The organism is Streptomyces sp. CB02959, from assembly GCF_002803155.1.
GTDB lineage: Bacteria > Actinomycetota > Actinomycetes > Streptomycetales > Streptomycetaceae > Streptomyces.
Genome location: NZ_NNBP01000018.1, coordinates 43,188 through 66,031, shown reverse-complemented (window position 1 = coordinate 66,031; position 22,844 = coordinate 43,188). Strand labels below are relative to the sequence as shown.

The window sequence follows — 22,844 nt, the reverse complement described above, 5'->3', positions numbered from 1 at the left end:
AGCCAGTGATGGTTCCCCGGCCGGCCCCAGGACCCCCGTTTCAGACCCCAAGACTTACAACCCTGAGAGGGATTGACGCATAGTGCTCGACGTCAACTTCTTCGATGAGCTCCGGATCGGTCTGGCCACCGCTGACGACATCCGTCAGTGGAGCCACGGCGAGGTCAAGAAGCCCGAGACCATCAACTACCGCACCCTCAAGCCCGAAAAGGACGGACTCTTCTGCGAGAAGATCTTCGGTCCGACCCGGGACTGGGAGTGCTACTGCGGTAAGTACAAGCGTGTCCGCTTCAAGGGCATCATCTGCGAGCGCTGCGGCGTCGAGGTCACTCGCGCCAAGGTGCGCCGTGAGCGGATGGGCCACATCGAGCTGGCCGCTCCCGTTACCCACATCTGGTACTTCAAGGGTGTGCCGAGCCGGCTGGGCTACCTGCTGGACCTCGCGCCCAAGGACCTTGAGAAGGTCATCTACTTCGCCGCCTACATGATCACGTGGGTGGACGACGAGCGCCGTACGCGCGACCTTCCCTCGCTGGAGGCGCACGTCTCCGTCGAGCGTCAGCAGATCGAGCAGCGCCGCGACTCCGACCTGGAGGCCCGCGCCAAGAAGCTCGAGACCGACCTGGCTGAGCTGGAGGCCGAGGGCGCCAAGGCGGATGTCCGCCGCAAGGTGCGCGAGGGTGCCGAGCGCGAGATGAAGCAGCTGCGCGACCGCGCGCAGCGCGAGATCGACCGTCTCGACGAGGTCTGGAACCGCTTCAAGAACCTCAAGGTCCAGGACCTGGAGGGCGACGAGCTCCTCTACCGCGAGCTGCGTGACCGCTTCGGCACGTACTTCGACGGCTCCATGGGCGCGGCCGCGCTGCAGAAGCGCCTGGAGACCTTCGACCTGGAGGAGGAGGCCGAGCGCCTCCGCGAGATCATCCGGACCGGCAAGGGCCAGAAGAAGACCCGTGCGCTCAAGCGCCTCAAGGTCGTCTCCGCCTTCCTGCAGACCCGCAACAGCCCCAAGGGCATGGTGCTGGACTGCATCCCGGTGATCCCGCCGGACCTGCGTCCGATGGTGCAGCTGGACGGTGGCCGCTTCGCGACCTCCGACCTGAACGACCTGTACCGCCGTGTGATCAACCGCAACAACCGCCTGAAGCGGCTTCTCGACCTCGGCGCGCCCGAGATCATCGTGAACAACGAGAAGCGGATGCTCCAGGAGGCCGTCGACGCGCTCTTCGACAACGGCCGCCGCGGCCGCCCGGTGACGGGCCCCGGCAACCGTCCGCTGAAGTCCCTCAGCGACATGCTGAAGGGCAAGCAGGGTCGATTCCGTCAGAACCTGCTCGGTAAGCGTGTGGACTACTCCGCGCGTTCCGTCATCGTCGTCGGCCCGCAGCTCAAGCTGCACCAGTGCGGTCTGCCCAAGGCCATGGCGCTGGAGCTCTTCAAGCCGTTCGTGATGAAGCGCCTGGTGGACCTCAACCACGCGCAGAACATCAAGAGCGCGAAGCGCATGGTCGAGCGTGGCCGCACCGTCGTGTACGACGTCCTCGAAGAGGTCATCGCCGAGCACCCGGTGCTGCTGAACCGTGCACCCACCCTGCACCGCCTCGGCATCCAGGCCTTCGAGCCGCAGCTGGTCGAGGGCAAGGCCATCCAGATCCACCCGCTCGTCTGCACCGCGTTCAACGCGGACTTCGACGGTGACCAGATGGCCGTGCACCTGCCGCTCTCCGCGGAGGCGCAGGCCGAGGCCCGCATCCTGATGCTGTCCTCGAACAACATCCTCAAGCCGGCCGACGGCCGTCCGGTCACCATGCCGACCCAGGACATGGTGCTGGGCCTCTTCTTCCTCACCACGGACGAGGAGGAGCGCGAGGTCAAGGGTGAGGGCCGTTCGTTCTCCTCGGTCTCCGAGGCGATCATGGCCTTCGACGCCCGCGAGCTCTCGCTCCAGGCGAAGGTCGACATCCGCTTCCCGATCGGCACCGTGCCGCCGCGCGGCTGGACCCCGCCCGCCCCGGTCGAGGGCGAGCCGGAGTGGCAGCAGGGCGACAGCTTCCGGCTGCGGACGACCCTGGGCCGCGCGCTCTTCAACGAGCTGCTGCCCGAGGACTACCCGTTCGTCGACTACTCGGTGGGCAAGAAGCAGCTCTCCGCGATCGTCAACGACCTGGCCGAGCGCTACCCGAAGGTCATCGTGGCGGCGACGCTCGACAACCTGAAGGCGTCCGGCTTCTACTGGGCCACCCGTTCCGGCGTCACCGTCGCCGTCTCCGACATCGTCGTGCCGGAGGCCAAGAAGGGGATCGTCTCGGGCTACGAGGCCCAGGACGAGAAGGTCCAGAAGCAGTACGAGCGCGGTCTGATCACCAAGGACGAGCGCACGCAGGAGCTCATCAACATCTGGACCAAGGCGACCAACGAGGTTGCCGAGGCGATGAATGAGAACTTCCCGAAGACCAACCCCATCTTCATGATGGTGGACTCGGGTGCGCGCGGAAACATGATGCAGATGCGTCAGATCGCGGGTATGCGTGGTCTGGTGTCGAACGCCAAGAACGAGACGATCCCGCGTCCGATCAAGGCGTCGTTCCGCGAGGGTCTGTCCGTGCTGGAGTACTTCATCTCCACCCACGGTGCCCGTAAGGGTCTGGCCGACACCGCCCTCCGTACCGCCGACTCCGGTTACCTCACCCGTCGTCTGGTCGACGTCTCCCAGGACGTCATCATTCGCGAGGAGGACTGCGGCACCGAGCGCGGCCTGAAGCTGCGGATCGGTTCGAAGGGCGCCGACGGCATCCTGCGCAAGGCGGATGACGTCGAGTCCTCCGTGTACGCGCGGATGCTCGCCGAGGACGTCGTGGTCGACGGCAAGGTCGTCGCCCCGGCCAACGTCGACCTCGGTGACGTGCTGATCGACCAGCTGATCGCGCACGGCGTGGAGGAGGTCAAGACCCGCTCGGTCCTGACCTGTGAGTCCGCCGTCGGCACCTGCGCCTTCTGCTACGGCCGTTCGCTGGCCACCGGCAAGCTGGTCGACATCGGTGAGGCGGTCGGCATCATCGCCGCCCAGTCCATCGGTGAGCCCGGCACCCAGCTGACGATGCGTACCTTCCACACCGGTGGTGTGGCCGGTGACGACATCACCCTGGGTCTGCCGCGTGTCGTCGAGCTCTTCGAGGCCCGTACGCCCAAGGGTGTCGCCCCGATCTCGGAGGCGGCCGGCCGCGTCCGGATCGAGGAGACCGAGAAGACCAAGAAGGTCGTCGTCACGCCGGACGACGGCAGCGACGAGACGGCCTACCCGGTCTCCAAGCGTGCCCGCATGCTGGTGACCGAGGGTGACCACGTGCAGGTCGGCCAGCCGCTGACCGTCGGTGCGATCAACCCGCACGACGTGCTGCGGATCCTGGGTCAGCGTGCCGTCCAGGTCCACCTGGTCGGCGAGGTCCAGAAGGTCTACAACAGCCAGGGCGTGGCGATCCACGACAAGCACATCGAGATCATCATCCGGCAGATGCTGCGCCGCGTGACGATCATCGAGTCCGGCGACGCGGAGCTGCTGCCGGGCGAGCTGGTGGAGCGTTCGAAGTTCGAGGGCGAGAACCGTCGCGTGGTGGCGGAAGGCGGCCACCCGGCCTCCGGCCGTCCGCAGCTGATGGGTATCACCAAGGCTTCGCTGGCCACCGAGTCGTGGCTGTCGGCGGCGTCCTTCCAGGAGACGACCAGGGTTCTGACGGACGCGGCGATCAACGCCAAGTCCGACTCCCTGATCGGCCTCAAGGAGAACGTCATCATCGGTAAGCTCATCCCGGCCGGTACGGGCCTGTCCCGCTACCGCAACATCCGGGTCGAGCCCACCGAGGAGGCCAAGGCCGCGATGTACTCGGCCGTCGGTTACGACGACATCGACTACTCGCCCTTCGGCACCGGCTCCGGCCAGGCGGTCCCGCTGGAGGACTACGACTACGGTCCGTACAACCAGTAAGCCCGACCCCGGCCGGTTCCGGCCGGCAGGGCAGCGACAGGGCGGTCACCCCACAGGGGGTGGCCGCCCTGCGGCGTTCGGGGGCTCCACCGTGGGAACTTGTCCTCCCATTGCCGCGTCTGTGATGAGAGGATGGGGACAACTGTTGAGCGGGGGGAGGTTCGCGACATGGCATTCCAGCCATGGCAGGGTGGGCAGCCCGCGCAGAACCCGTATCAGGTGCCTGCCATGCGGGCCTCGCACGCCGATCGCGAGCGAGCGGTGGACGTGCTGAAGGCGGGCTTCGCCGAGGGGCGGCTCGGGCAGTCCGAGTACGAGCAGCGGATCTCCCGGGCCTATCAGGCGCAGACCCACGCCGAGTTGCAGATGCTCGTCGCCGATCTTCCGCAAGGCCCGGTGCCGCAGGCGCAGTTCGCGCCGCAGCCGGCGGTGCCCGCCACGTTTCTCCCGATGCAGATGCCCATGCCGCCGACCACCAACGGTTCGGCCACGGGGGCGCTGGTGTGCGGGCTGATAGCGCCGTTCACCTGGGGGCTGACGTCGATCCCCGCAGTGATCTTGGGACACAAGGCGCGGGCCGAGATCCGGCGGACGGGGGAGCGCGGGGACGGCCAGGCGGTCGCCGGGCTGGTGCTCGGCTGGCTCGGGATCGGCGCCTGGGCGCTGTTCTTCCTGGTGATGGCGTTGATCGCGGTGGCCCACGCCTGAGGGGCGGGCGCCTTCTTCCGTAGCGTCGGGGTTCCCACTACCGTGGCCGCAGCGCCTAGGGAGTCCGGCGTGTCCTTCGCGTGTGCATTTGTTTTGACCGCAGCCAATGCGCTAGGTACGCTCTGACCTTGTGCCTGGGGTGTCCCTGGGCTGCCGTGCGCGCCTTCTCCCGCCAGTTTCGGCCGGAGAGTCCCGGCAGCGCGGAAGCCGGGTTTTGACACCGTAATCTGCCGCCGCCCTCGTCCCAGCGAGGACAGGTCTGCAGTATTCGACACACCCGACCGCGTGGGTCGGGGAATGTTCCAGGTTAGCTTTACCGAGACTGGCACACAGAAACCGGAGAAGTAGTGCCTACGATCCAGCAGCTGGTCCGTAAGGGCCGGCAGGACAAGGTCGAGAAGAACAAGACGCCCGCACTTGAGGGTTCGCCCCAGCGTCGTGGCGTCTGCACGCGTGTGTTCACGACCACCCCGAAGAAGCCGAACTCGGCCCTGCGTAAGGTCGCGCGTGTGCGTCTGACCAGTGGGATCGAGGTCACCGCTTACATTCCGGGTGAGGGCCACAACCTGCAGGAGCACTCGATCGTGCTCGTGCGCGGCGGCCGTGTGAAGGACCTGCCGGGTGTTCGGTACAAGATCATCCGCGGCTCCCTCGACACGCAGGGCGTCAAGAACCGCAAGCAGGCTCGCAGCCGCTACGGCGCCAAGAAGGAGAAGTAAGAATGCCTCGTAAGGGCCCCGCCCCGAAGCGCCCGGTCATCATCGACCCGGTCTACGGCTCTCCTCTGGTGACCTCCCTCATCAACAAGGTGCTGCTGAACGGAAAGCGCTCCACCGCCGAGCGCATCGTTTACGGCGCCATGGAGGGTCTGCGTGAGAAGACCGGCAACGACCCGGTCATCACGCTGAAGCGCGCGCTGGAGAACATCAAGCCGACCCTTGAGGTCAAGTCCCGCCGTGTCGGTGGTGCGACCTACCAGGTTCCGATCGAGGTCAAGCCGGGCCGCGCCGCCACGCTCTCGCTCCGCTGGCTCGTGGGCTACTCCCGCGCCCGCCGCGAGAAGACCATGACCGAGCGCCTCATGAACGAACTGCTCGACGCCTCGAACGGCCTCGGCGCTTCGGTCAAGAAGCGTGAGGACACGCACAAGATGGCCGAGTCCAACAAGGCCTTCGCGCACTACCGCTGGTAGTCGCAACCCACATCGAGACCGAGAGAAGACTGAGCCACTATGGCTACCACTTCGCTTGACCTGGCCAAGGTCCGCAACATCGGGATCATGGCCCACATCGACGCGGGCAAGACGACCACCACCGAGCGGATCCTGTTCTACACCGGTGTTTCTTACAAGATCGGTGAAGTCCACGACGGCGCTGCCACGATGGACTGGATGGAGCAGGAGCAGGAGCGCGGCATCACGATCACGTCTGCCGCGACGACCTGCCACTGGCCGCTGGACAACGTCGACAACACCATCAACATCATCGACACGCCGGGCCACGTCGACTTCACCGTCGAGGTGGAGCGTTCGCTGCGCGTGCTCGACGGTGCCGTGACGGTGTTCGACGGCGTTGCCGGTGTCGAGCCCCAGTCCGAGACCGTTTGGCGTCAGGCGGACCGCTACGGCGTTCCGCGTATCTGCTTCGTCAACAAGCTCGACCGTACGGGTGCCGAGTTCCACCGCTGCGTCGACATGATCTCGGATCGCCTGGGCGCGACCCCGATCGTGATGCAGCTGCCGATCGGCACCGAGATGGACTTCAAGGGCGTCGTCGACCTCGTGACGATGAAGGCCCTGGTCTGGTCGGCCGAGGCCGCCAAGGGCGAGATGTACGACATCGTCGACATCCCGGACACGCACATCGAGGCTGCCGACGAATGGCGCGGCAAGCTCCTCGAGGCCGTGGCCGAGAACGACGAAGAGGTCATGGAGCTGTACCTGGAGGGCCAGGAGCCCACCGAGGAGCAGCTCTACGCCGCGATCCGTCGTATCACCATCGCCTCCGGCAAGGCTGACGTCACCACCGTCACCCCGGTGTTCTGCGGTACCGCGTTCAAGAACAAGGGCGTGCAGCCCCTGCTCGACGCGGTCGTGCGCTACCTCCCCTCCCCGTTGGACGTCGAGGCCATCGAGGGCCACGCGGTCAACAACCCGGACGAGGTCGTCAAGCGCAAGCCGTCCGTGGACGAGCCGCTGGCCGCCCTTGCGTTCAAGATTGCGAGCGACCCCCACCTGGGCAAGCTCACCTTCATCCGGGTGTACTCGGGCCGCCTCGAGGCCGGCACGCAGGTGCAGAACTCGGTGAAGGGCAAGAAGGAGCGCATCGGCAAGATCTACCGGATGCACGCGAACAAGCGTGAGGAGATCGACGCGGTGGGTGCCGGCGACATCGTCGCCGTCATGGGTCTGAAGCAGACCACCACCGGTGAGACCCTCTGCGACGCGGCTTCCCCGGTGATCCTGGAGTCGATGGAGTTCCCGGCCCCGGTCATCCAGGTCGCCATCGAGCCCAAGTCCAAGGGCGACCAGGAGAAGCTGGGTGTCGCCATCCAGCGCCTCGCCGAAGAGGACCCCTCGTTCCAGGTGCACACCGACGAGGAGACCGGCCAGACCATCATCGCGGGTATGGGCGAGCTGCACCTCGACGTGCTGGTCGACCGTATGAAGCGTGAGTTCCGGGTCGAGGCCAACGTCGGCAAGCCGCAGGTCGCGTACCGCGAGACCCTGCGCAAGCCGGTCGAGCGTCTCGACTACACGCACAAGAAGCAGACTGGTGGTTCCGGCCAGTTCGCGAAGGTGCAGATCGCCATCGCTCCGCTCGAGGGCGACGGGTACGAGTTCGAGAACAAGGTCACCGGTGGCCGCATCCCGCGGGAGTACATCCCGTCCGTGGACGCGGGCTGCCAGGAGGCCATGGAGTTCGGTGTTCTCGCCGGCTACCCGCTGACCGGTGTCAAGGTCACGCTCCTCGACGGCGCGTTCCACGAGGTCGACTCGTCGGAAATGGCGTTCAAGATCGCCGGCTCGATGGCCTTCAAGGAGGCCGCCCGCAAGGCCAGCCCGGCCCTGCTCGAGCCGATGATGAAGGTCGAGGTCACCACGCCCGAGGACTACATGGGCGACGTGATCGGCGACATCAACTCCCGCCGTGGTCAGATCCAGTCCATGGACGACCGCGCCGGCGCCAAGCTCGTCACGGGCCTGGTTCCGCTCTCGGAGATGTTCGGCTACGTCGGAGACCTCCGCAGCAAGACGTCGGGTCGCGCGAGCTACTCGATGCAGTTCGACTCCTACGCCGAGGTTCCCAAGAACGTCGCCGAGGAGATCATCGCCAAGGCCAAGGGCGAGTAACTCACCCCTCGAGTTCACGCTCTAGGCTTGACTCCGGAGCCTGCCGGGGCATTCCGCCGCAACAGCGGAGGAATGCCCCCGGGCCCCGGGCTATCCAGCAAAGATCACCTGGCGCCGATGAGTAAGGCGTACAGAACCACTCCAGGAGGAACCCAGTGGCGAAGGCGAAGTTCGAGCGGACTAAGCCGCACGTCAACATCGGCACCATCGGTCACATCGACCACGGTAAGACGACCCTCACGGCCGCCATTACCAAGGTGCTGCACGACGCGTACCCGGACCTGAACGAGGCCTCGGCCTTCGACCAGATCGACAAGGCTCCTGAGGAGCGCCAGCGCGGTATCACCATCTCGATCGCGCACGTCGAGTACCAGACCGAGACGCGTCACTACGCCCACGTCGACTGCCCCGGTCACGCGGACTACATCAAGAACATGATCACCGGTGCCGCGCAGATGGACGGCGCCATCCTCGTGGTCGCCGCCACCGACGGCCCGATGCCGCAGACCAAGGAGCACGTGCTCCTGGCCCGCCAGGTCGGCGTTCCGTACATCGTTGTCGCCCTGAACAAGGCCGACATGGTGGACGACGAGGAGATCCTGGAGCTCGTCGAGCTCGAGGTCCGTGAGCTCCTCTCCGAGTACGAGTTCCCCGGCGACGACGTTCCGGTCGTCAAGGTCTCCGCTCTGAAGGCCCTCGAGGGCGACAAGGAGTGGGGCAACACCGTCCTCGAGCTGATGAAGGCCGTCGACGAGTCGATCCCGCAGCCCGAGCGCGACGTCGACAAGCCGTTCCTGATGCCGATCGAGGACGTCTTCACGATCACCGGTCGTGGCACCGTCGTCACCGGTCGTATCGAGCGCGGCATCCTCAAGGTCAACGAGACCGTCGACATCATCGGCATCAAGACCGAGAAGACCTCCACCACGGTCACCGGTATCGAGATGTTCCGCAAGCTGCTCGACGAGGGCCAGGCCGGTGAGAACGTCGGTCTGCTGCTCCGCGGCATCAAGCGCGAGGACGTCGAGCGCGGCCAGGTCATCATCAAGCCGGGCTCGGTCACCCCGCACACCGAGTTCGAGGCGCAGGCCTACATCCTGTCCAAGGACGAGGGTGGCCGCCACACGCCGTTCTTCAACAACTACCGTCCGCAGTTCTACTTCCGTACGACTGACGTGACCGGTGTTGTGACCCTCCCCGAGGGCACCGAGATGGTCATGCCGGGTGACAACACCGAGATGAAGGTGGACCTCATCCAGCCTGTCGCCATGGAGGAGGGCCTGAAGTTCGCCATCCGTGAGGGTGGTCGGACCGTCGGCGCCGGCCAGGTCACCAAGATCGTCAAGTAAGACGGTCTCCGGTTGATCCGGTAGTAGTTCGGGAAGCCCCGCCCGCCGCCAGGTGGGCGGGGCTTCTTGACAGTTGGGCCTCGATTGGCCTTACGCAACCCGGGTATGGCACACTGTCCAGGTTGCTCGGTTGAGTGCCGATGCTGCGCGCCTCCCGCCGGGAGGACTGGAAGCGAGTCCCAGGTATTCGTCGTCCCTTCTCAGGGACGGAAGTACGGGAATCTTCCGGGAAGCGTCAGCGGGGTGCCTCTTCCAGGCGCCCGGTGGGTGTTCTTCCCCCACGTTCTCCTCCTTGAGGGATCTTCCATGTGGAGATTTACGAGAAGGGGTGCGACACGCCCGACCGCGTGGGTCGGAGAAGAACGGTGACCTCCCGGGTCCCAGAGCGTTACGAGAGACAGGACTACGAAGTAGCCATGGCGGGACAGAAGATCCGCATTCGGCTCAAGGCCTACGACCACGAGGTCATCGACTCCTCGGCGAAGAAGATCGTCGAGACGGTGACCCGTACTGGTGCGTCGGTCGCGGGCCCGGTGCCGCTGCCCACTGAGAAGAACGTGTACTGCGTCATCAAGTCGCCGCACAAGTACAAGGACTCGCGCGAGCACTTCGAGATGCGCACGCACAAGCGCCTGATCGACATCCTCGACCCGACGCCCAAGACCGTTGACTCGCTGATGCGCCTGGACCTTCCGGCCGGCGTTGACATCGAGATCAAGCTCTGAGAGGCGCGGAAGAGATGGCTAAGCAGATCAAGGGGCTCCTGGGCGAGAAGCTCGGCATGACCCAGGTCTGGGACGAGAACAACCGTGTCGTCCCGGTGACCGTGGTGAAGGCCGGTCCTTGCGTCGTTACCCAGGTGCGCACCAATGACCAGGACGGCTACGACTCCGTCCAGATCGCCTTCGGCGAGATCGACCCGCGCAAGGTGAACAAGCCCCTCAAGGGCCACTTCGCGAAGGCCGACGTCACCCCCCGTCGCCACCTCGTCGAGGTCCGTACCGTCGATGCCGGCGAGTACACCCTCGGCCAGGAGCTGACCGCTGAGACCTTCGAGTCCGGCGTCAAGGTGGACGTGACCGGCAAGAGCAAGGGCAAGGGCTTCGCCGGCGTCATGAAGCGTCACGGCTTCCACGGCGGCAAGGCCTCGCACGGCGCCCACCGCGTGCACCGTAAGCCTGGTTCCATCGGTGGCTGCGCCACCCCGGGCCGCGTGTTCAAGGGCATGCGGATGGCCGGCCGTATGGGCAATGAGCGGGTCACCACCCAGAACCTGACCGTCCACGCCGTTGACGCGGAGAAGGGTCTGCTGCTCATCAAGGGCGCAGTTCCTGGTCCGAACGGCGGCCTCGTCCTGGTCCGTACCGCGGCCAAGGGGGCCTGAGGTAACCGATGAGCACCATTGACATCCTTTCGCCGGCAGGCGACAAGGCCGGGACCGTCGAGCTCCCCGCGGAGATCTTCGACGCGAAGGTCAGCGTTCCGCTGATCCACCAGGTCGTCGTCGCGCAGCTGGCCGCTGCCCGTCAGGGCACGCACAAGACCAAGACCCGTGGCGAGGTCCGCGGCGGTGGCAGGAAGCCGTACCGCCAGAAGGGCACCGGCCGCGCGCGCCAGGGTTCTACCCGTGCGCCGCAGTTCGCCGGTGGTGGCGTCGTCCACGGCCCTCAGCCGCGTGACTACAGCCAGCGGACCCCGAAGAAGATGAAGGCCGCCGCCCTGCGCGGTGCCCTCTCGGACCGGGCCCGCCACAGCCGTATCCACGTCGTCTCCGACGTGGTCGACGGTGCGGTGTCCACCAAGGCCGCCAAGGGCCTGCTCGGCAAGGTCAGCGACCGTAAGAACGTCCTGCTGGTCGCCGAGCGCTCCGACGAGGCCGCGTGGCTGTCCGCCCGCAACCTGCCCCAGGTCCACATCCTGGAGCCGGGCCAGCTGAACACGTACGACGTGCTCGTCTCCGACGACGTGGTCTTCACCAAGGCCGCTTTCGAGTCCTTCGTGTCTGGCCCCAAGGCCGTTGAGACCGAAGGGAGCGACGCCTGATGACTGAGGCCGTCGTCACCAGCAAGACCTTCACGGACCCGCGCGACGTCCTCGTCAAGCCGGTTGTTTCCGAGAAGAGCTACGCGCTGCTGGACGAGAACAAGTACACGTTCATCGTCGCGCCCGGCGCGAACAAGACCCAGATCAAGCAGGCCGTCGAGGCGGTCTTCTCGGTCAAGGTCACCGGGGTCAACACGATTAACCGTCAGGGTAAGCGCAAGCGCACCAAGACCGGTTTCGGTAAGCGCGCCAACACCAAGCGCGCCATCGTGACCCTCGCCGAGGGCGACCGTATCGACATCTTCGGCGGCCCGGTCTCCTAACGGAGTCCGAGTCGTCCGGAATCGGACGAGGACTGAGAAATGGGTATCCGCAAGTACAAGCCGACGACCCCGGGCCGTCGTGGCTCCAGCGTCGCCGACTTTGTCGAGATCACGCGGTCCACGCCGGAGAAGTCGCTGGTCCGCCCGCTGCACAGCAAGGGCGGCCGTAACAACGCCGGTCGTGTGACCGTTCGCCACCAGGGCGGTGGCCACAAGCGCGCCTACCGCGTGATCGACTTCCGTCGTCACGACAAGGACGGCGTGCCGGCCAAGGTCGCGCACATCGAGTACGACCCCAACCGCACCGCGCGCATCGCGCTGCTGCACTACGCGGACGGCGAGAAGCGCTACATCGTCGCGCCGCGCGGCCTGCAGCAGGGTGACCGGATTGAGAACGGCGCTGGCGCCGACATCAAGCCGGGCAACAACCTGCCGCTGCGCAACATCCCGGTCGGTACGACCATCCACGCCATCGAGCTGCGGCCCGGCGGCGGCGCGAAGTTCGCCCGCTCCGCGGGTGCCTCCGTGCAGCTGCTGGCGCGGGAGGGCTCCATGGCCCACCTGCGTATGCCGTCCGGCGAGATTCGCCTGGTCGACGTCCGCTGCCGCGCCACTGTCGGCGAGGTCGGCAACGCCGAGCAGTCGAACATCAACTGGGGCAAGGCCGGCCGCATGCGCTGGAAGGGCGTCCGCCCGACCGTGCGTGGTGTCGTGATGAACCCGGTTGACCACCCGCACGGTGGTGGTGAGGGCAAGACTTCCGGTGGTCGCCACCCGGTCTCGCCCTGGGGCAAGAAGGAGGGTCGTACTCGCTCGCCGAAGAAGGCCAGCAACAAGTACATCGTCCGCCGCCGCAAGACGAACAAGAAGCGCTAGGAGCGGGTTTAGATGCCGCGCAGTCTCAAGAAGGGGCCCTTCGTCGACGACCACCTCGCCAAGAAGGTGGACGTACAGAACGATGCAGGCACCAAGAACGTCATCAAGACCTGGTCCCGCCGCTCCATGATCGTCCCGGCCATGCTCGGCCACACGATCGCGGTGCACGACGGCCGCAAGCACGTCCCGGTGTTCGTCACCGAGTCGATGGTCGGCCACAAGCTCGGCGAGTTTGCGCCGACCCGCACCTTCCGCGGCCACGAGAAGGACGACCGCAAGTCGCGTCGTCGCTGATCGACCGGAGTGCGAAGACTATGACTGACACCGAAGGGACAACCATGGAAGCCAGGGCCCAGGCGCGGTACATCCGCGTCACGCCCATGAAGGCCCGCCGCGTGGTGGACCTTATCCGTGGCATGGATGCCACGGAGGCTCAGGCGGTCCTGCGTTTCGCCCCGCAGGCCGCGAGCGTGCCCGTGGGCAAGGTGCTGGACAGCGCCATTGCCAACGCCGCGCACAACTACGACCACACGGACGCCTCCACGCTGGTCATCAGCGAGGCTTACGTCGACGAGGGCCCGACCCTGAAGCGGTTCCGTCCGCGTGCCCAGGGCCGTGCCTACCGGATCCGCAAGCGGACCAGCCACATCACCGTGGTCGTCAGCAGCAAGGAAGGAACCCGGTAATGGGCCAGAAGGTAAACCCGCACGGGTTCCGGCTCGGCGTCACGACGGACTTCAAGTCCCGCTGGTACGCCGACAAGCTGTACAAGGACTACGTCAAGGAAGACGTCGCCATTCGTCGCATGATGACGAAGGGCATGGAGCGCGCTGGTATCTCCAAGGTGGAGATCGAGCGCACCCGTGAGCGCGTCCGCGTTGACATCCACACCGCTCGTCCGGGCATCGTCATCGGCCGCCGCGGCGCCGAGGCCGACCGCATCCGCGGTGAGCTGGAGAAGCTGACCGGCAAGCAGGTCCAGCTGAACATCCTCGAGGTCAAGAACCCCGAGACCGACGCTCAGCTGGTGGCCCAGGCCGTCGCCGAGCAGCTGTCCTCCCGTGTCTCCTTCCGTCGCGCCATGCGTAAGAGCATGCAGTCGACGATGAAGGCCGGCGCCAAGGGCATCAAGATCCAGTGTGGTGGCCGTCTCGGCGGCGCCGAGATGTCCCGCTCGGAGTTCTACCGCGAGGGCCGTGTGCCCCTGCACACGCTCCGCGCGAACGTCGACTACGGCTTCTTCGAGGCCAAGACCACCTTCGGCCGCATCGGCGTGAAGGTCTGGATCTACAAGGGCGACGTCAAGAACATCGCCGAGGTGCGTGCCGAGAACGCTGCCGCCCGTGCGGGTAACCGCCCGGCCCGCGGTGGCAACGAGCGCCCGCGCCGCGGTGGCGAGCGTGGCGGTCGCGGCCGCAAGCCGCAGCAGGCTGCCGCTGCCGAGGCCCCCAAGGCCGAGGCCGCTGCCGCTGCTCCGGCGGAGAACCCTGGAACGGAGGGCTGACCGACATGCTGATCCCTCGCAGGGTCAAGCACCGCAAGCAGCACCACCCGAAGCGGAACGGTATGGCCAAGGGCGGTACCGAGCTGGCCTTCGGTGAGTACGGCATTCAGGCTGTGACCGCGGCCTACGTGACGAACCGGCAGATCGAGTCCGCTCGTATCGCCATGACCCGTCACATCAAGCGTGGCGGCAAGGTGTGGATCAACATCTACCCCGACCGCCCGCTGACGAAGAAGCCGGCCGAGACCCGCATGGGTTCCGGTAAGGGTTCTCCGGAGTGGTGGATCGCGAACGTCAAGCCCGGTCGGGTGATGTTCGAGCTGTCTTTCCCGAACGAAAAGGTTGCCAAGGAGGCGCTGACCCGCGCCGCCCACAAGCTTCCGATGAAGTGCCGCATCGTGCGGCGCGAGGCAGGTGAGTCGTGATGGCGGCCGGTACCAAGGCGACCGAGCTGCGCGAGCTGAACAACGAGGACCTCGTTGCCAAGCTGCGTGAGGCCAAGGAGGAGCTGTTCAACCTCCGCTTCCAGGCGGCGACGGGACAGCTCGAAAACCACGGCCGGCTGAAGGCCGTCCGGAAGGACATCGCCCGGATCTACACCCTGATGCGGGAGCGCGAGCTCGGCATCGAGACGGTGGAGAGCGCCTGATGAGCGAGAAGAATGTGACTGAGACGAACGAGCGCGGTTTCCGCAAGACCCGTGAGGGTCTGGTCGTCAGCGACAAGATGGACAAGACCGTCGTCGTCGCCGTCGAGGACCGCGTCAAGCACGCGCTGTACGGCAAGGTCATCCGCCGTACCAACAAGCTCAAGGCGCACGACGAGCAGAACGCTGCCGGTGTCGGCGACCGCGTCCTCCTGATGGAGACCCGGCCGCTGTCCGCCACCAAGCGCTGGCGCATCGTCGAGATCCTCGAGAAGGCCAAGTAATTCCCTCGCGGGGATTTCGACAGGCAAGCACATCCCTCCTGGGGGGACCCCCTAGGAACAGTTCCGCCAGGCTCGGCAGGGGCTGACGTCCCGTAAGGGACCGGCCCCTGCCGGGAACCGGCAGACATTCAGGAGATAGACGTGATCCAGCAGGAGTCGCGACTGCGCGTCGCCGACAACACTGGTGCGAAGGAAATCCTTTGCATCCGTGTTCTCGGTGGTTCCGGTCGCCGCTACGCGGGCATCGGTGACGTCATCGTCGCCACCGTCAAGGACGCGATCCCCGGTGGCAACGTGAAGAAGGGTGACGTCGTCAAGGCCGTCATCGTTCGCACCGTCAAGGAGCGCCGCCGTCCGGACGGCTCGTACATCCGCTTCGACGAGAACGCGGCCGTCATCCTCAAGAACGATGGCGACCCCCGCGGCACCCGTATCTTCGGCCCCGTGGGCCGTGAGCTGCGCGAGAAGAAGTTCATGAAGATCATCTCGCTCGCGCCGGAGGTGCTGTAACCGATGAAGATCAAGAAGGGCGACCTGGTCCAGGTCATCACCGGCAAGGACAAGGGCAAGCAGGGCAAGGTCATCGCGGCCTACCCCCGCGAGGACCGTGTTCTGGTCGAGGGTGTCAACCGGGTCAAGAAGCACACCAAGGCCGGACAGACCGCTCGTGGTTCGCAGACCGGCGGCATCGTGACGACCGAGGCCCCCGTCCACATCAGCAATGTTCAGCTGGTTGTGGAGCAGGACGGCAAGAAGGTCGTTACCCGCGTCGGGTACCGCTTTGACGACGAGGGCAACAAGATCCGCGTTGCCAAGCGGACCGGTGAGGACATCTGATGACTGCCACCACCAACGCGCCGCGTCTCAAGACGCGCTACCGCGAAGAGATCGCCGGGAAGCTGAAGGACGAGTTCTCCTACGAGAACGTCATGCAGATCCCCGGTCTGACCAAGATCGTGGTCAACATGGGTGTGGGCGACGCCGCCCGCGACTCCAAGCTGATCGAGGGCGCCATCCGCGACCTCACCACGATCACCGGCCAGAAGCCGGCCGTCACCAAGGCCCGTAAGTCCATCGCGCAGTTCAAGCTGCGCGAGGGCCAGCCGATCGGTGCCCACGTCACCCTCCGCGGTGACCGCATGTGGGAGTTCCTGGACCGCCTGCTGTCGCTGGCGCTGCCGCGCATCCGCGACTTCCGTGGTCTGTCCCCGAAGCAGTTCGACGGTCGGGGCAACTACACCTTCGGTCTCACGGAGCAGGTCATGTTCCACGAGATCGACCAGGACAAGATCGACCGTACCCGGGGTATGGACATCACCGTGGTCACCACGGCGACCAACGACGACGAGGGCCGCGCCCTGCTTCGTCACCTCGGCTTCCCGTTCAAGGAGGCGTGAGCGAGATGGCGAAGAAGGCTCTTATTGCCAAGGCTGCTCGCAAGCCGAAGTTCGGTGTGCGTGCCTACACCCGCTGCCAGCGCTGTGGCCGCCCGCACTCCGTGTACCGCAAGTTCGGCCTCTGCCGCGTGTGCCTTCGTGAGATGGCTCACCGTGGCGAGCTGCCGGGCGTGACCAAGAGCTCCTGGTAATCCCCTAGTTGGGCATTACCAGAGGCTCTCGGTAAGCAACCGGCCGGCGGGCGCCCGGACCCTTTTCCCGTAGGGTAGAAGGGTTTGGGCGTCCCGCCGCCCGAGACCGACCGCGGGCTCCGCCCGCATAACGTCGCTTACTACGCCGTAGGTCCCCGTGCCGCACCCGTCCCGACCATGTTCGGGGAGAGGGATGGCGCATATAGGAAACCCCGGCGAGAGAGGCCGAAGGCCAATTCATGACCATGACTGATCCCATCGCAGACATGCTGACCCGTCTGCGGAACGCGAACTCGGCGTACCACGACACCGTGGCGATGCCGCACAGCAAGATCAAGTCGCACATCGCGGAGATCCTCCAGCAGGAGGGTTACATCACCGGCTGGAGCGTCGAGGACGCCGAGGTCGGCAAGAACCTCGTCCTCGAGCTGAAGTTCGGGCCGAACCGCGAGCGCTCGATCGCCGGCATCAAGCGGATCTCGAAGCCGGGTCTGCGGGTCTACGCCAAGTCCACCAACCTGCCGAAGGTCCTCGGCGGCCTGGGCGTGGCGATCATCTCCACGTCTCACGGTCTCCTGACCGGCCAGCAGGCGCAGAAGAAGGGCGTGGGTGGGGAAGTCCTCGCCTACGTCTGGTAACAGGGAACGGAGGAATAGCTAATGTCGCGAATTGGCAAGCTGCCCATCCAGGTTCCCGCTGGTGTGGACGTCACCATCGAGGGCCGCACGGTCAACGTGAAGGGCCCCAAGGGTTCCCTTTCGCACACCGTCGCGGCGCCCATCGAGGTCGCCAAGGGTGAGGACGGCGTCATCGCCGTCTCCCGTCCGAACGACGAGCGTCAGAACAAGGCCCTCCACGGCCTGTCCCGCACGCTGGTGGCGAACATGATCACCGGCGTGACCCAGGGCTACGTGAAGAAGCTCGAGATCAGCGGTGTCGGCTACCGCGTCCAGGCCAAGGGCTCCAACCTGGAGTTCGCCCTGGGCTACAGCCACCCGATCCTGATCGAGGCCCCCGAGGGCATCTCGTTCAAGGTCGAGTCGCCGACGAGGTTCAGCGTCGAGGGCATCGACAAGCAGAAGGTCGGCGAGGTCGCCGCGAACATCCGCAAGCTGCGGAAGCCCGACCCGTACAAGGCCAAGGGTGTCAAGTACGAGGGCGAAGTCATCCGCCGCAAGGTCGGAAAGGCGGGTAAGTAAGCCATGGCATACGGTGTGAAGATCGCTAAGGGCAACGCCTACAAGCGCGCTGCCGCCAAGCGTCGCCACATCCGCATCCGCAAGCGGATTTCGGGTACTTCGGAGCGTCCGCGTCTGGTCGTGACGCGGTCCAACCGCGGCATCTTCGCCCAGGTGATCGACGACATCGCGGGCCACACTGTGGCCTCGGCGTCGACCCTGGACGCGTCGATCCGTGGTGGCGAGGGCGACAAGAGCGCCCAGGCCCAGAAGGTGGGCGCCCTGGTCGCCGAGCGTGCCAAGGCCGCCGGTGTCGAGGCCGTCGTGTTCGACCGCGGTGGCAAGCAGTACGCCGGGCGGATTGCCGCTCTGGCCGACGCCGCCCGCGAAGCCGGGCTGAAGTTCTAAGCCCCGGTTCCGGAGCTAGCGGACGTAACAGAGAGAGGTAAATCCAATGGCTGGACCCCAGCGCCGCGGCAGCGGTGCCGGTGGCGGCGAGCGGCGGGACCGGAAGGGTCGCGACGGTGGCGCTGCCGCCGAGAAGACCGCGTACGTTGAGCGCGTTGTCGCGATCAACCGCGTCGCCAAGGTTGTCAAGGGTGGTCGTCGCTTCAGCTTCACCGCGCTGGTCGTGGTGGGCGACGGTGACGGCACCGTAGGTGTCGGTTACGGCAAGGCCAAGGAAGTTCCGGCTGCCATCGCCAAGGGCGTGGAAGAGGCCAAGAAGAACTTCTTCAAGGTCCCCCGTATCGCCGGTACCGTCCCGCACCCGATCCAGGGCGAGAAGGCTGCGGGCGTCGTCCTGCTCAAGCCGGCTTCCCCCGGTACCGGTGTGATCGCCGGTGGCCCGGTGCGCGCCGTCCTGGAGTGCGCGGGCATCCACGACGTGCTGAGCAAGTCGCTCGGCTCGTCCAACCCGATCAACATCGTGCACGCCACGGTGACGGCGCTCAAGGGCCTGCAGCGGCCCGAGGAGATCGCCGCCCGTCGTGGCCTGCCGCTGGAGGACGTGGCTCCCGCCGCTCTGCTGCGGGCGCGTGCAGGGGTGAGTGCGTAATGGCTCGCCTCGAAATCACGCAGGTCAAGTCCGTGATCGGTAGCAAGCAGAACCACCGCGACACCCTGCGTTCGCTTGGTCTGAAGCGGATCAACGACGTGGTTGTCAAGGACGACCGTCCCGAGTACCGCGGCATGGTGCACACCGTCCGCCACCTCGTTTCGGTCAAGGAGGTCGACTGACATGGCGGAGAGCAACCCGCTGAAGGTCCACAACCTCCGGCCCGCCCCGGGCGCCAAGACCGCCAAGACCCGTGTCGGTCGTGGTGAGGCGTCCAAGGGTAAGACCGCTGGTCGTGGTACCAAGGGCACCAAGGCCCGTTACCAGGTTCCGGAGCGCTTCGAGGGTGGGCAGATGCCCCTCCACATGCGCCTCCCGAAGCTGAAGGGCTTCAAGAACCCCGCCCACAAGCAGTTCCAGGTCGTGAACCTGGACCGGCTGGCCGCGCTCTACCCGCAGGGTGGCGAGGTCACGGTGGCCGACCTGGTCGCCAAGGGCGCGGTGCGCAACAACGAGCTCGTCAAGGTGCTCGGCACCGGCGAGATCTCCGTGGCAGTGCAGGTGACGGTGGACGCCGTCTCCGGCTCCGCCAAGGAGAAGATTGCTGCCGCTGGCGGCAGCGTCACCGAACTCCTCTGAGTTCGTTGGTTCAACTGACCGGGGATGCCCATCGTTTGGGGCATCCCCGGTTGGTCGTTCCACGGGGGTACGGTCGCCGGTAAGGTGGCCTGCACTGTTTGTCTTGTCCGGGGTTCGCCTCGGAACCCGCCGTGCGGGCCAGCTCCGCGCGGTACAGCCGCTACTCATTCGTCGATCCTCAAGACCGTCACCTCCTGGCCCACAAAGGCGGGAGGCGCAGGAGGCACCGTGCTCACCGCGTTCGCCCGAGCGTTCAAGACGCCCGACCTGCGCAAGAAGCTGCTGTTCACATTGGGCATCATCGTGCTCTACCGGATCGGGGCGCATGTTCCGGTCCCCGGGGTGAACTACGCGAACGTCGAGACCTGCATGAAGCAGGCCGGCGGCAACAGCGGGTTGTTCGCCCTGGTGAACATGTTCAGCGGTGGAGCGCTGCTGCAGATCACGATCTTCGCGCTGGGGATCATGCCGTACATCACGGCGAGCATCATCCTCCAGCTGCTGACCGTGGTGATCCCCCGGCTGGAGGCCCTCAAGAAGGAGGGGCAGTCCGGCCAGTCGAAGATCACCCAGTACACCCGCTATCTGACCGTGGCGCTGGCCGTGTTGCAGGGCACCGGCCTGGTGGCCACGGCCCGCAGCGGCGCGCTCTTCCAGAGCTGCCCGGTCGCCAGCCAGATCGTGCCCAACGACTCGATCTTCACCACCATCACGATGGTGATCACGATGACCGCCGGCACCTGCCTGATCATGTGGCTCGGTGAGCTCGTCACCGACCGCGGTATCGGCAACGGCATGTCGATCCTGATGTTCATCTCGATCGCCGCCGGCTTCCCGGGCGCGCTGTGGCAGATCAAGCTGACCGGCAAGCTGGCCGACGGCTGGATCGAGTTCTTCTCGGTGATCCTGGTGGGCCTGGCGATGGTCGCCCTGGTCGTCTTCGTCGAGCAGGCGCAGCGGCGCATTCCGGTCCAGTACGCGAAGCGGATGATCGGTCGCCGGTCCTATGGGGGTACGTCCACTTACATCCCGCTGAAGGTGAACCAGGCAGGTGTGATTCCCGTCATCTTCGCGTCGTCGCTGCTCTATATTCCGGCGCTGATCGCACAGTTCAGCGGGTCGAAGGCGGGGTGGGCGACCTGGATCGCCACCAACTTCACCAAGGGAAATCACCCCGTTTACATCATTACGTACTTCTTGTTGATCGTTTTCTTCGCCTTCTTCTACGTGGCCATCAGCTTCAACCCCGAAGAAGTTGCCGACAACATGAAGAAGTATGGTGGCTTCATCCCGGGCATCCGGGCTGGTCGCCCGACGGCCGAGTACCTCAGCTACGTGCTCAACCGGATCACGTGGCCGGGCTCGCTGTACCTGGGGCTGATCGCGCTCGTACCAACAGTGGCGTTGGTGCTGTTCAACGCGAACCAGAACTTCCCGTTCGGCGGGACGAGCATCCTCATCATCGTGGGTGTGGGCCTGGAGACCGTGAAGCAGATCGAGAGCCAGCTTCAGCAGCGCAACTACGAAGGGTTCCTCCGCTGATGCGAATCGTCCTCGTCGGACCCCCGGGGGCCGGCAAGGGTACGCAGGCCGCGTACCTTGCCAAGAACCTCGCGATCCCGCACATCTCCACGGGGGACCTGTTCCGGGCCAACATCTCGCAGGGCACGCCCCTGGGGGTCGAGGCGAAGTCCTACATGGACGCCGGAAACCTCGTGCCGGACTCGGTCACCATCGGAATGGCCGAGGACCGCATGGAGCAGGCCGACGCGGCCGAGGGCTTCCTGCTGGACGGCTTCCCGCGCAACCTCGGCCAGGCCGAGGCGCTGGACGTGTACCTCCGGGACAAGGGCCTCAAGCTCGACGCCGTCCTGGACCTGGAGGTCCCGGAGGACGAGGTCGTCAAGCGGATCGCCGGCCGGCGGATCTGCCGCAAGGACTCCAGCCACGTCTTCCACGTCGAGTACAACACCTCGCAGGTCGAGGGTGTCTGCGACGCCTGCGGCGGCGAGCTGTACCAGCGCGAGGACGACCGCGAGGACACCGTGCGCAAGCGGCTGGAGGTCTACCACTCGGAGACCGAGCCGATCATCGACTACTACAAGGCCCAGGACCTGGTCGTCACGATCCCGGCCCTCGGCAAGGTCGCGGAGGTCACCCAGCGGGCGATGAACGCCCTGGGTCGCGGCGAGTAAAACGGTGGCTCTGTACGGCCGCGGTGCCCGGGACGGGCGCCGCGGCCGTAGTGTTGGGTCGGCGGGAACGGCCCGCGGACGAGAGTGAAGGCGGAAGGCACCGGCATGCTGGAGATCAAGAACCCCGCGCAGATCGCGAAGATGCGCGAGGCGGGGCTGGTGGTCGCCGCCATCCACGCGGCCACCCGTGAGGCCGCGGTGCCGGGCGCCACCACCAAGGACCTGGACGACGTGGCGCGCAAGGTGCTCGCCGAGCACGGCGCGAAGTCGAACTTCCTCGGGTACGGCGGCTTCCCCGCCACGATCTGCACCTCCGTGAACGAGGTCGTGGTGCACGGCATCCCGTCCGCCGACACGGTGCTGCAGGACGGCGACATCATCTCCATCGACTGCGGCGCGATCATCGAGGGCTGGCACGGCGACGCCGCGTACACCGCCTTCGTCGGGTCCGGTCACTCCACGGAGCTGGTCGAGCTCAGCCGGGTCACCGAGGAGTCGATGTGGGCGGGGATCGCCGCGGTCGCCAAGGGCAACCGGCTGGTGGACATCTCCAAGGCGATCGAGGGTTACATCCGTCGCCAGCCCCGGCCGGCCAGCGGCAAGTACGGCATCGTCGAGGACTACGGCGGCCACGGCATCGGCTCGCAGATGCACATGGACCCGCACCTGCTGAACTACGTCGACCGCAAGCGCGGCCGCGGCCCGAAGCTGGTGCCCGGCTTCTGCATCGCCATCGAGCCGATGGTCAACCTCGGCACCGCCAAGACGCACGTCCTCGAAGACGACTGGACGGTCAAGTCCAACGACGGCAGCTGGTCCTCGCACTGGGAGCACTCGGTCGCGCTGACCGAGGACGGCCCGCTGGTGCTCACCGCTCCTGATGGCGGCAAGGCCAAGCTCGCCACCCTCGGCATCACCGCGGCGCCGGACCCCCTGGCCTAGTCCGGATCCCGCCCCGAGCCCGTCCGGATCGGGGCGGTCCCGATCGCCCGGACCGGGCTCGGGTGCATAACGATCTCCGCGGGCGGGCAATAACCCTGGATTCGTCTTTTCTCAGGCACTGACGTAGACTGACGCGTCGGCTCTCGTGCACCCGTGTGCCCGCACGTCGGGTGCGGCA

General features: G+C 66.1%; 30 protein-coding genes. All 30 read left to right on the top strand.

What is annotated here, in order from left to right:
* The first annotated feature begins 82 nt into the window (after positions 1–82).
* Positions 83–3,982 carry a DNA-directed RNA polymerase subunit beta' gene (locus CG747_RS26955; protein ID WP_100604428.1) on the top strand — a complete coding sequence of 1,300 codons (3,900 nt, stop codon included), beginning with the start codon at positions 83–85 and terminating at the stop codon, positions 3,980–3,982.
* Positions 3,983–4,210: 228 nt separating this feature from the next.
* Entirely contained in the window at positions 4,211–4,690 is a 480-nt protein-coding gene (locus CG747_RS26950) for a DUF1707 and DUF4190 domain-containing protein (protein WP_100604546.1), read from the top strand.
* Between the two features lie 347 nt (positions 4,691–5,037).
* Complete coding sequence (gene rpsL / locus CG747_RS26945; protein ID WP_003948652.1) at positions 5,038–5,409, top strand: 30S ribosomal protein S12; 372 nt, start codon at positions 5,038–5,040, stop codon at positions 5,407–5,409.
* A 2-nt stretch (positions 5,410–5,411) separates the two neighbouring features.
* Entirely contained in the window at positions 5,412–5,882 is a 471-nt protein-coding gene (gene rpsG, locus CG747_RS26940) for a 30S ribosomal protein S7 (protein WP_030986135.1), read from the top strand.
* A gap of 39 nt (positions 5,883–5,921) precedes the next feature.
* Entirely contained in the window at positions 5,922–8,042 is a 2,121-nt protein-coding gene (gene fusA / locus CG747_RS26935; RefSeq protein WP_100604427.1) for an elongation factor G, read from the top strand.
* A 155-nt stretch (positions 8,043–8,197) separates the two neighbouring features.
* Complete coding sequence (gene tuf / locus CG747_RS26930; protein ID WP_100604426.1) at positions 8,198–9,391, top strand: elongation factor Tu; 1,194 nt, start codon at positions 8,198–8,200, stop codon at positions 9,389–9,391.
* Between the two features lie 416 nt (positions 9,392–9,807).
* Positions 9,808–10,116 (top strand): 30S ribosomal protein S10, encoded by a 309-nt coding sequence (gene rpsJ, locus CG747_RS26925; RefSeq protein ID WP_003948644.1) that lies wholly within the window; start codon positions 9,808–9,810, stop codon positions 10,114–10,116.
* Between the two features lie 14 nt (positions 10,117–10,130).
* The gene (rplC, locus tag CG747_RS26920) at positions 10,131–10,775 is read left to right on the top strand and encodes a 50S ribosomal protein L3 (RefSeq protein WP_100604425.1); all 645 of its coding nucleotides are present in this window, start codon (positions 10,131–10,133) and stop codon (positions 10,773–10,775) included.
* Positions 10,776–10,783: 8 nt separating this feature from the next.
* Entirely contained in the window at positions 10,784–11,434 is a 651-nt protein-coding gene (gene rplD / locus CG747_RS26915) for a 50S ribosomal protein L4 (RefSeq protein ID WP_100604424.1), read from the top strand.
* Positions 11,434–11,757: a 50S ribosomal protein L23 gene (gene rplW, locus CG747_RS26910; protein ID WP_100604423.1), complete on the top strand. Its 324-nt coding sequence runs from the start codon at positions 11,434–11,436 to the stop codon at positions 11,755–11,757. Before rplD ends, rplW begins: the two co-directional genes overlap by 1 nt.
* Before the next feature lie 39 nt (positions 11,758–11,796).
* Positions 11,797–12,633 (top strand): 50S ribosomal protein L2, encoded by an 837-nt coding sequence (gene rplB, locus CG747_RS26905; RefSeq protein WP_100604422.1) that lies wholly within the window; start codon positions 11,797–11,799, stop codon positions 12,631–12,633.
* 12 nt (positions 12,634–12,645) lie between these two features.
* Positions 12,646–12,927 carry a 30S ribosomal protein S19 gene (gene rpsS, locus CG747_RS26900; RefSeq protein ID WP_016571057.1) on the top strand — a complete coding sequence of 94 codons (282 nt, stop codon included), beginning with the start codon at positions 12,646–12,648 and terminating at the stop codon, positions 12,925–12,927.
* A gap of 44 nt (positions 12,928–12,971) precedes the next feature.
* On the top strand, positions 12,972–13,319 hold the full coding sequence (gene rplV, locus CG747_RS26895; RefSeq protein ID WP_009997296.1) for a 50S ribosomal protein L22: 348 nt from the start codon (positions 12,972–12,974) through the stop codon (positions 13,317–13,319).
* Positions 13,319–14,137 carry a 30S ribosomal protein S3 gene (rpsC, locus tag CG747_RS26890; RefSeq protein WP_100604421.1) on the top strand — a complete coding sequence of 273 codons (819 nt, stop codon included), beginning with the start codon at positions 13,319–13,321 and terminating at the stop codon, positions 14,135–14,137. The genes rplV and rpsC overlap by 1 nt, the downstream gene beginning before the upstream one ends.
* Before the next feature lie 5 nt (positions 14,138–14,142).
* A complete protein-coding gene (rplP, locus tag CG747_RS26885; RefSeq protein WP_016571059.1) occupies positions 14,143–14,562 on the top strand; it encodes a 50S ribosomal protein L16 in 420 nt (139 codons plus the stop codon).
* A complete protein-coding gene (rpmC, locus tag CG747_RS26880) occupies positions 14,562–14,786 on the top strand; it encodes a 50S ribosomal protein L29 (RefSeq protein ID WP_004950453.1) in 225 nt (74 codons plus the stop codon). The genes rplP and rpmC overlap by 1 nt, the downstream gene beginning before the upstream one ends.
* On the top strand, positions 14,786–15,067 hold the full coding sequence (gene rpsQ / locus CG747_RS26875; protein WP_006604882.1) for a 30S ribosomal protein S17: 282 nt from the start codon (positions 14,786–14,788) through the stop codon (positions 15,065–15,067). The genes rpmC and rpsQ overlap by 1 nt, the downstream gene beginning before the upstream one ends.
* Positions 15,068–15,208: 141 nt before the next feature.
* Positions 15,209–15,577: a 50S ribosomal protein L14 gene (gene rplN, locus CG747_RS26870; protein ID WP_003998823.1), complete on the top strand. Its 369-nt coding sequence runs from the start codon at positions 15,209–15,211 to the stop codon at positions 15,575–15,577.
* Positions 15,578–15,580: 3 nt separating this feature from the next.
* Complete coding sequence (rplX, locus tag CG747_RS26865; RefSeq protein WP_100604420.1) at positions 15,581–15,904, top strand: 50S ribosomal protein L24; 324 nt, start codon at positions 15,581–15,583, stop codon at positions 15,902–15,904.
* Positions 15,904–16,464 carry a 50S ribosomal protein L5 gene (gene rplE, locus CG747_RS26860; RefSeq protein ID WP_016571061.1) on the top strand — a complete coding sequence of 187 codons (561 nt, stop codon included), beginning with the start codon at positions 15,904–15,906 and terminating at the stop codon, positions 16,462–16,464. Before rplX ends, rplE begins: the two co-directional genes overlap by 1 nt.
* 5 nt (positions 16,465–16,469) lie before the next feature.
* Complete coding sequence (locus tag CG747_RS26855) at positions 16,470–16,655, top strand: type Z 30S ribosomal protein S14 (RefSeq protein WP_003956452.1); 186 nt, start codon at positions 16,470–16,472, stop codon at positions 16,653–16,655.
* A 239-nt stretch (positions 16,656–16,894) separates the two neighbouring features.
* Entirely contained in the window at positions 16,895–17,293 is a 399-nt protein-coding gene (gene rpsH / locus CG747_RS26845) for a 30S ribosomal protein S8 (protein ID WP_100604418.1), read from the top strand.
* A gap of 21 nt (positions 17,294–17,314) precedes the next feature.
* A complete protein-coding gene (gene rplF / locus CG747_RS26840; protein ID WP_100604417.1) occupies positions 17,315–17,854 on the top strand; it encodes a 50S ribosomal protein L6 in 540 nt (179 codons plus the stop codon).
* Between the two features lie 3 nt (positions 17,855–17,857).
* The gene (gene rplR / locus CG747_RS26835) at positions 17,858–18,241 is read left to right on the top strand and encodes a 50S ribosomal protein L18 (protein ID WP_100604416.1); all 384 of its coding nucleotides are present in this window, start codon (positions 17,858–17,860) and stop codon (positions 18,239–18,241) included.
* A 46-nt stretch (positions 18,242–18,287) separates the two neighbouring features.
* Positions 18,288–18,890, top strand: a complete 603-nt coding sequence (gene rpsE / locus CG747_RS26830; RefSeq protein ID WP_016571065.1) for a 30S ribosomal protein S5 — start codon at positions 18,288–18,290, stop codon at positions 18,888–18,890.
* On the top strand, positions 18,890–19,072 hold the full coding sequence (gene rpmD, locus CG747_RS26825; RefSeq protein WP_016571066.1) for a 50S ribosomal protein L30: 183 nt from the start codon (positions 18,890–18,892) through the stop codon (positions 19,070–19,072). Before rpsE ends, rpmD begins: the two co-directional genes overlap by 1 nt.
* Position 19,073: 1 nt before the next feature.
* Entirely contained in the window at positions 19,074–19,529 is a 456-nt protein-coding gene (gene rplO, locus CG747_RS26820; RefSeq protein WP_100604415.1) for a 50S ribosomal protein L15, read from the top strand.
* Positions 19,530–19,757: 228 nt separating this feature from the next.
* A complete protein-coding gene (gene secY / locus CG747_RS26815; RefSeq protein WP_100604414.1) occupies positions 19,758–21,071 on the top strand; it encodes a preprotein translocase subunit SecY in 1,314 nt (437 codons plus the stop codon).
* Entirely contained in the window at positions 21,071–21,724 is a 654-nt protein-coding gene (locus CG747_RS26810) for an adenylate kinase (RefSeq protein WP_100604413.1), read from the top strand. The genes secY and CG747_RS26810 overlap by 1 nt, the downstream gene beginning before the upstream one ends.
* Before the next feature lie 105 nt (positions 21,725–21,829).
* Entirely contained in the window at positions 21,830–22,666 is an 837-nt protein-coding gene (gene map / locus CG747_RS26805) for a type I methionyl aminopeptidase (RefSeq protein ID WP_100604545.1), read from the top strand.
* Positions 22,667–22,844 lie beyond the last annotated feature (178 nt).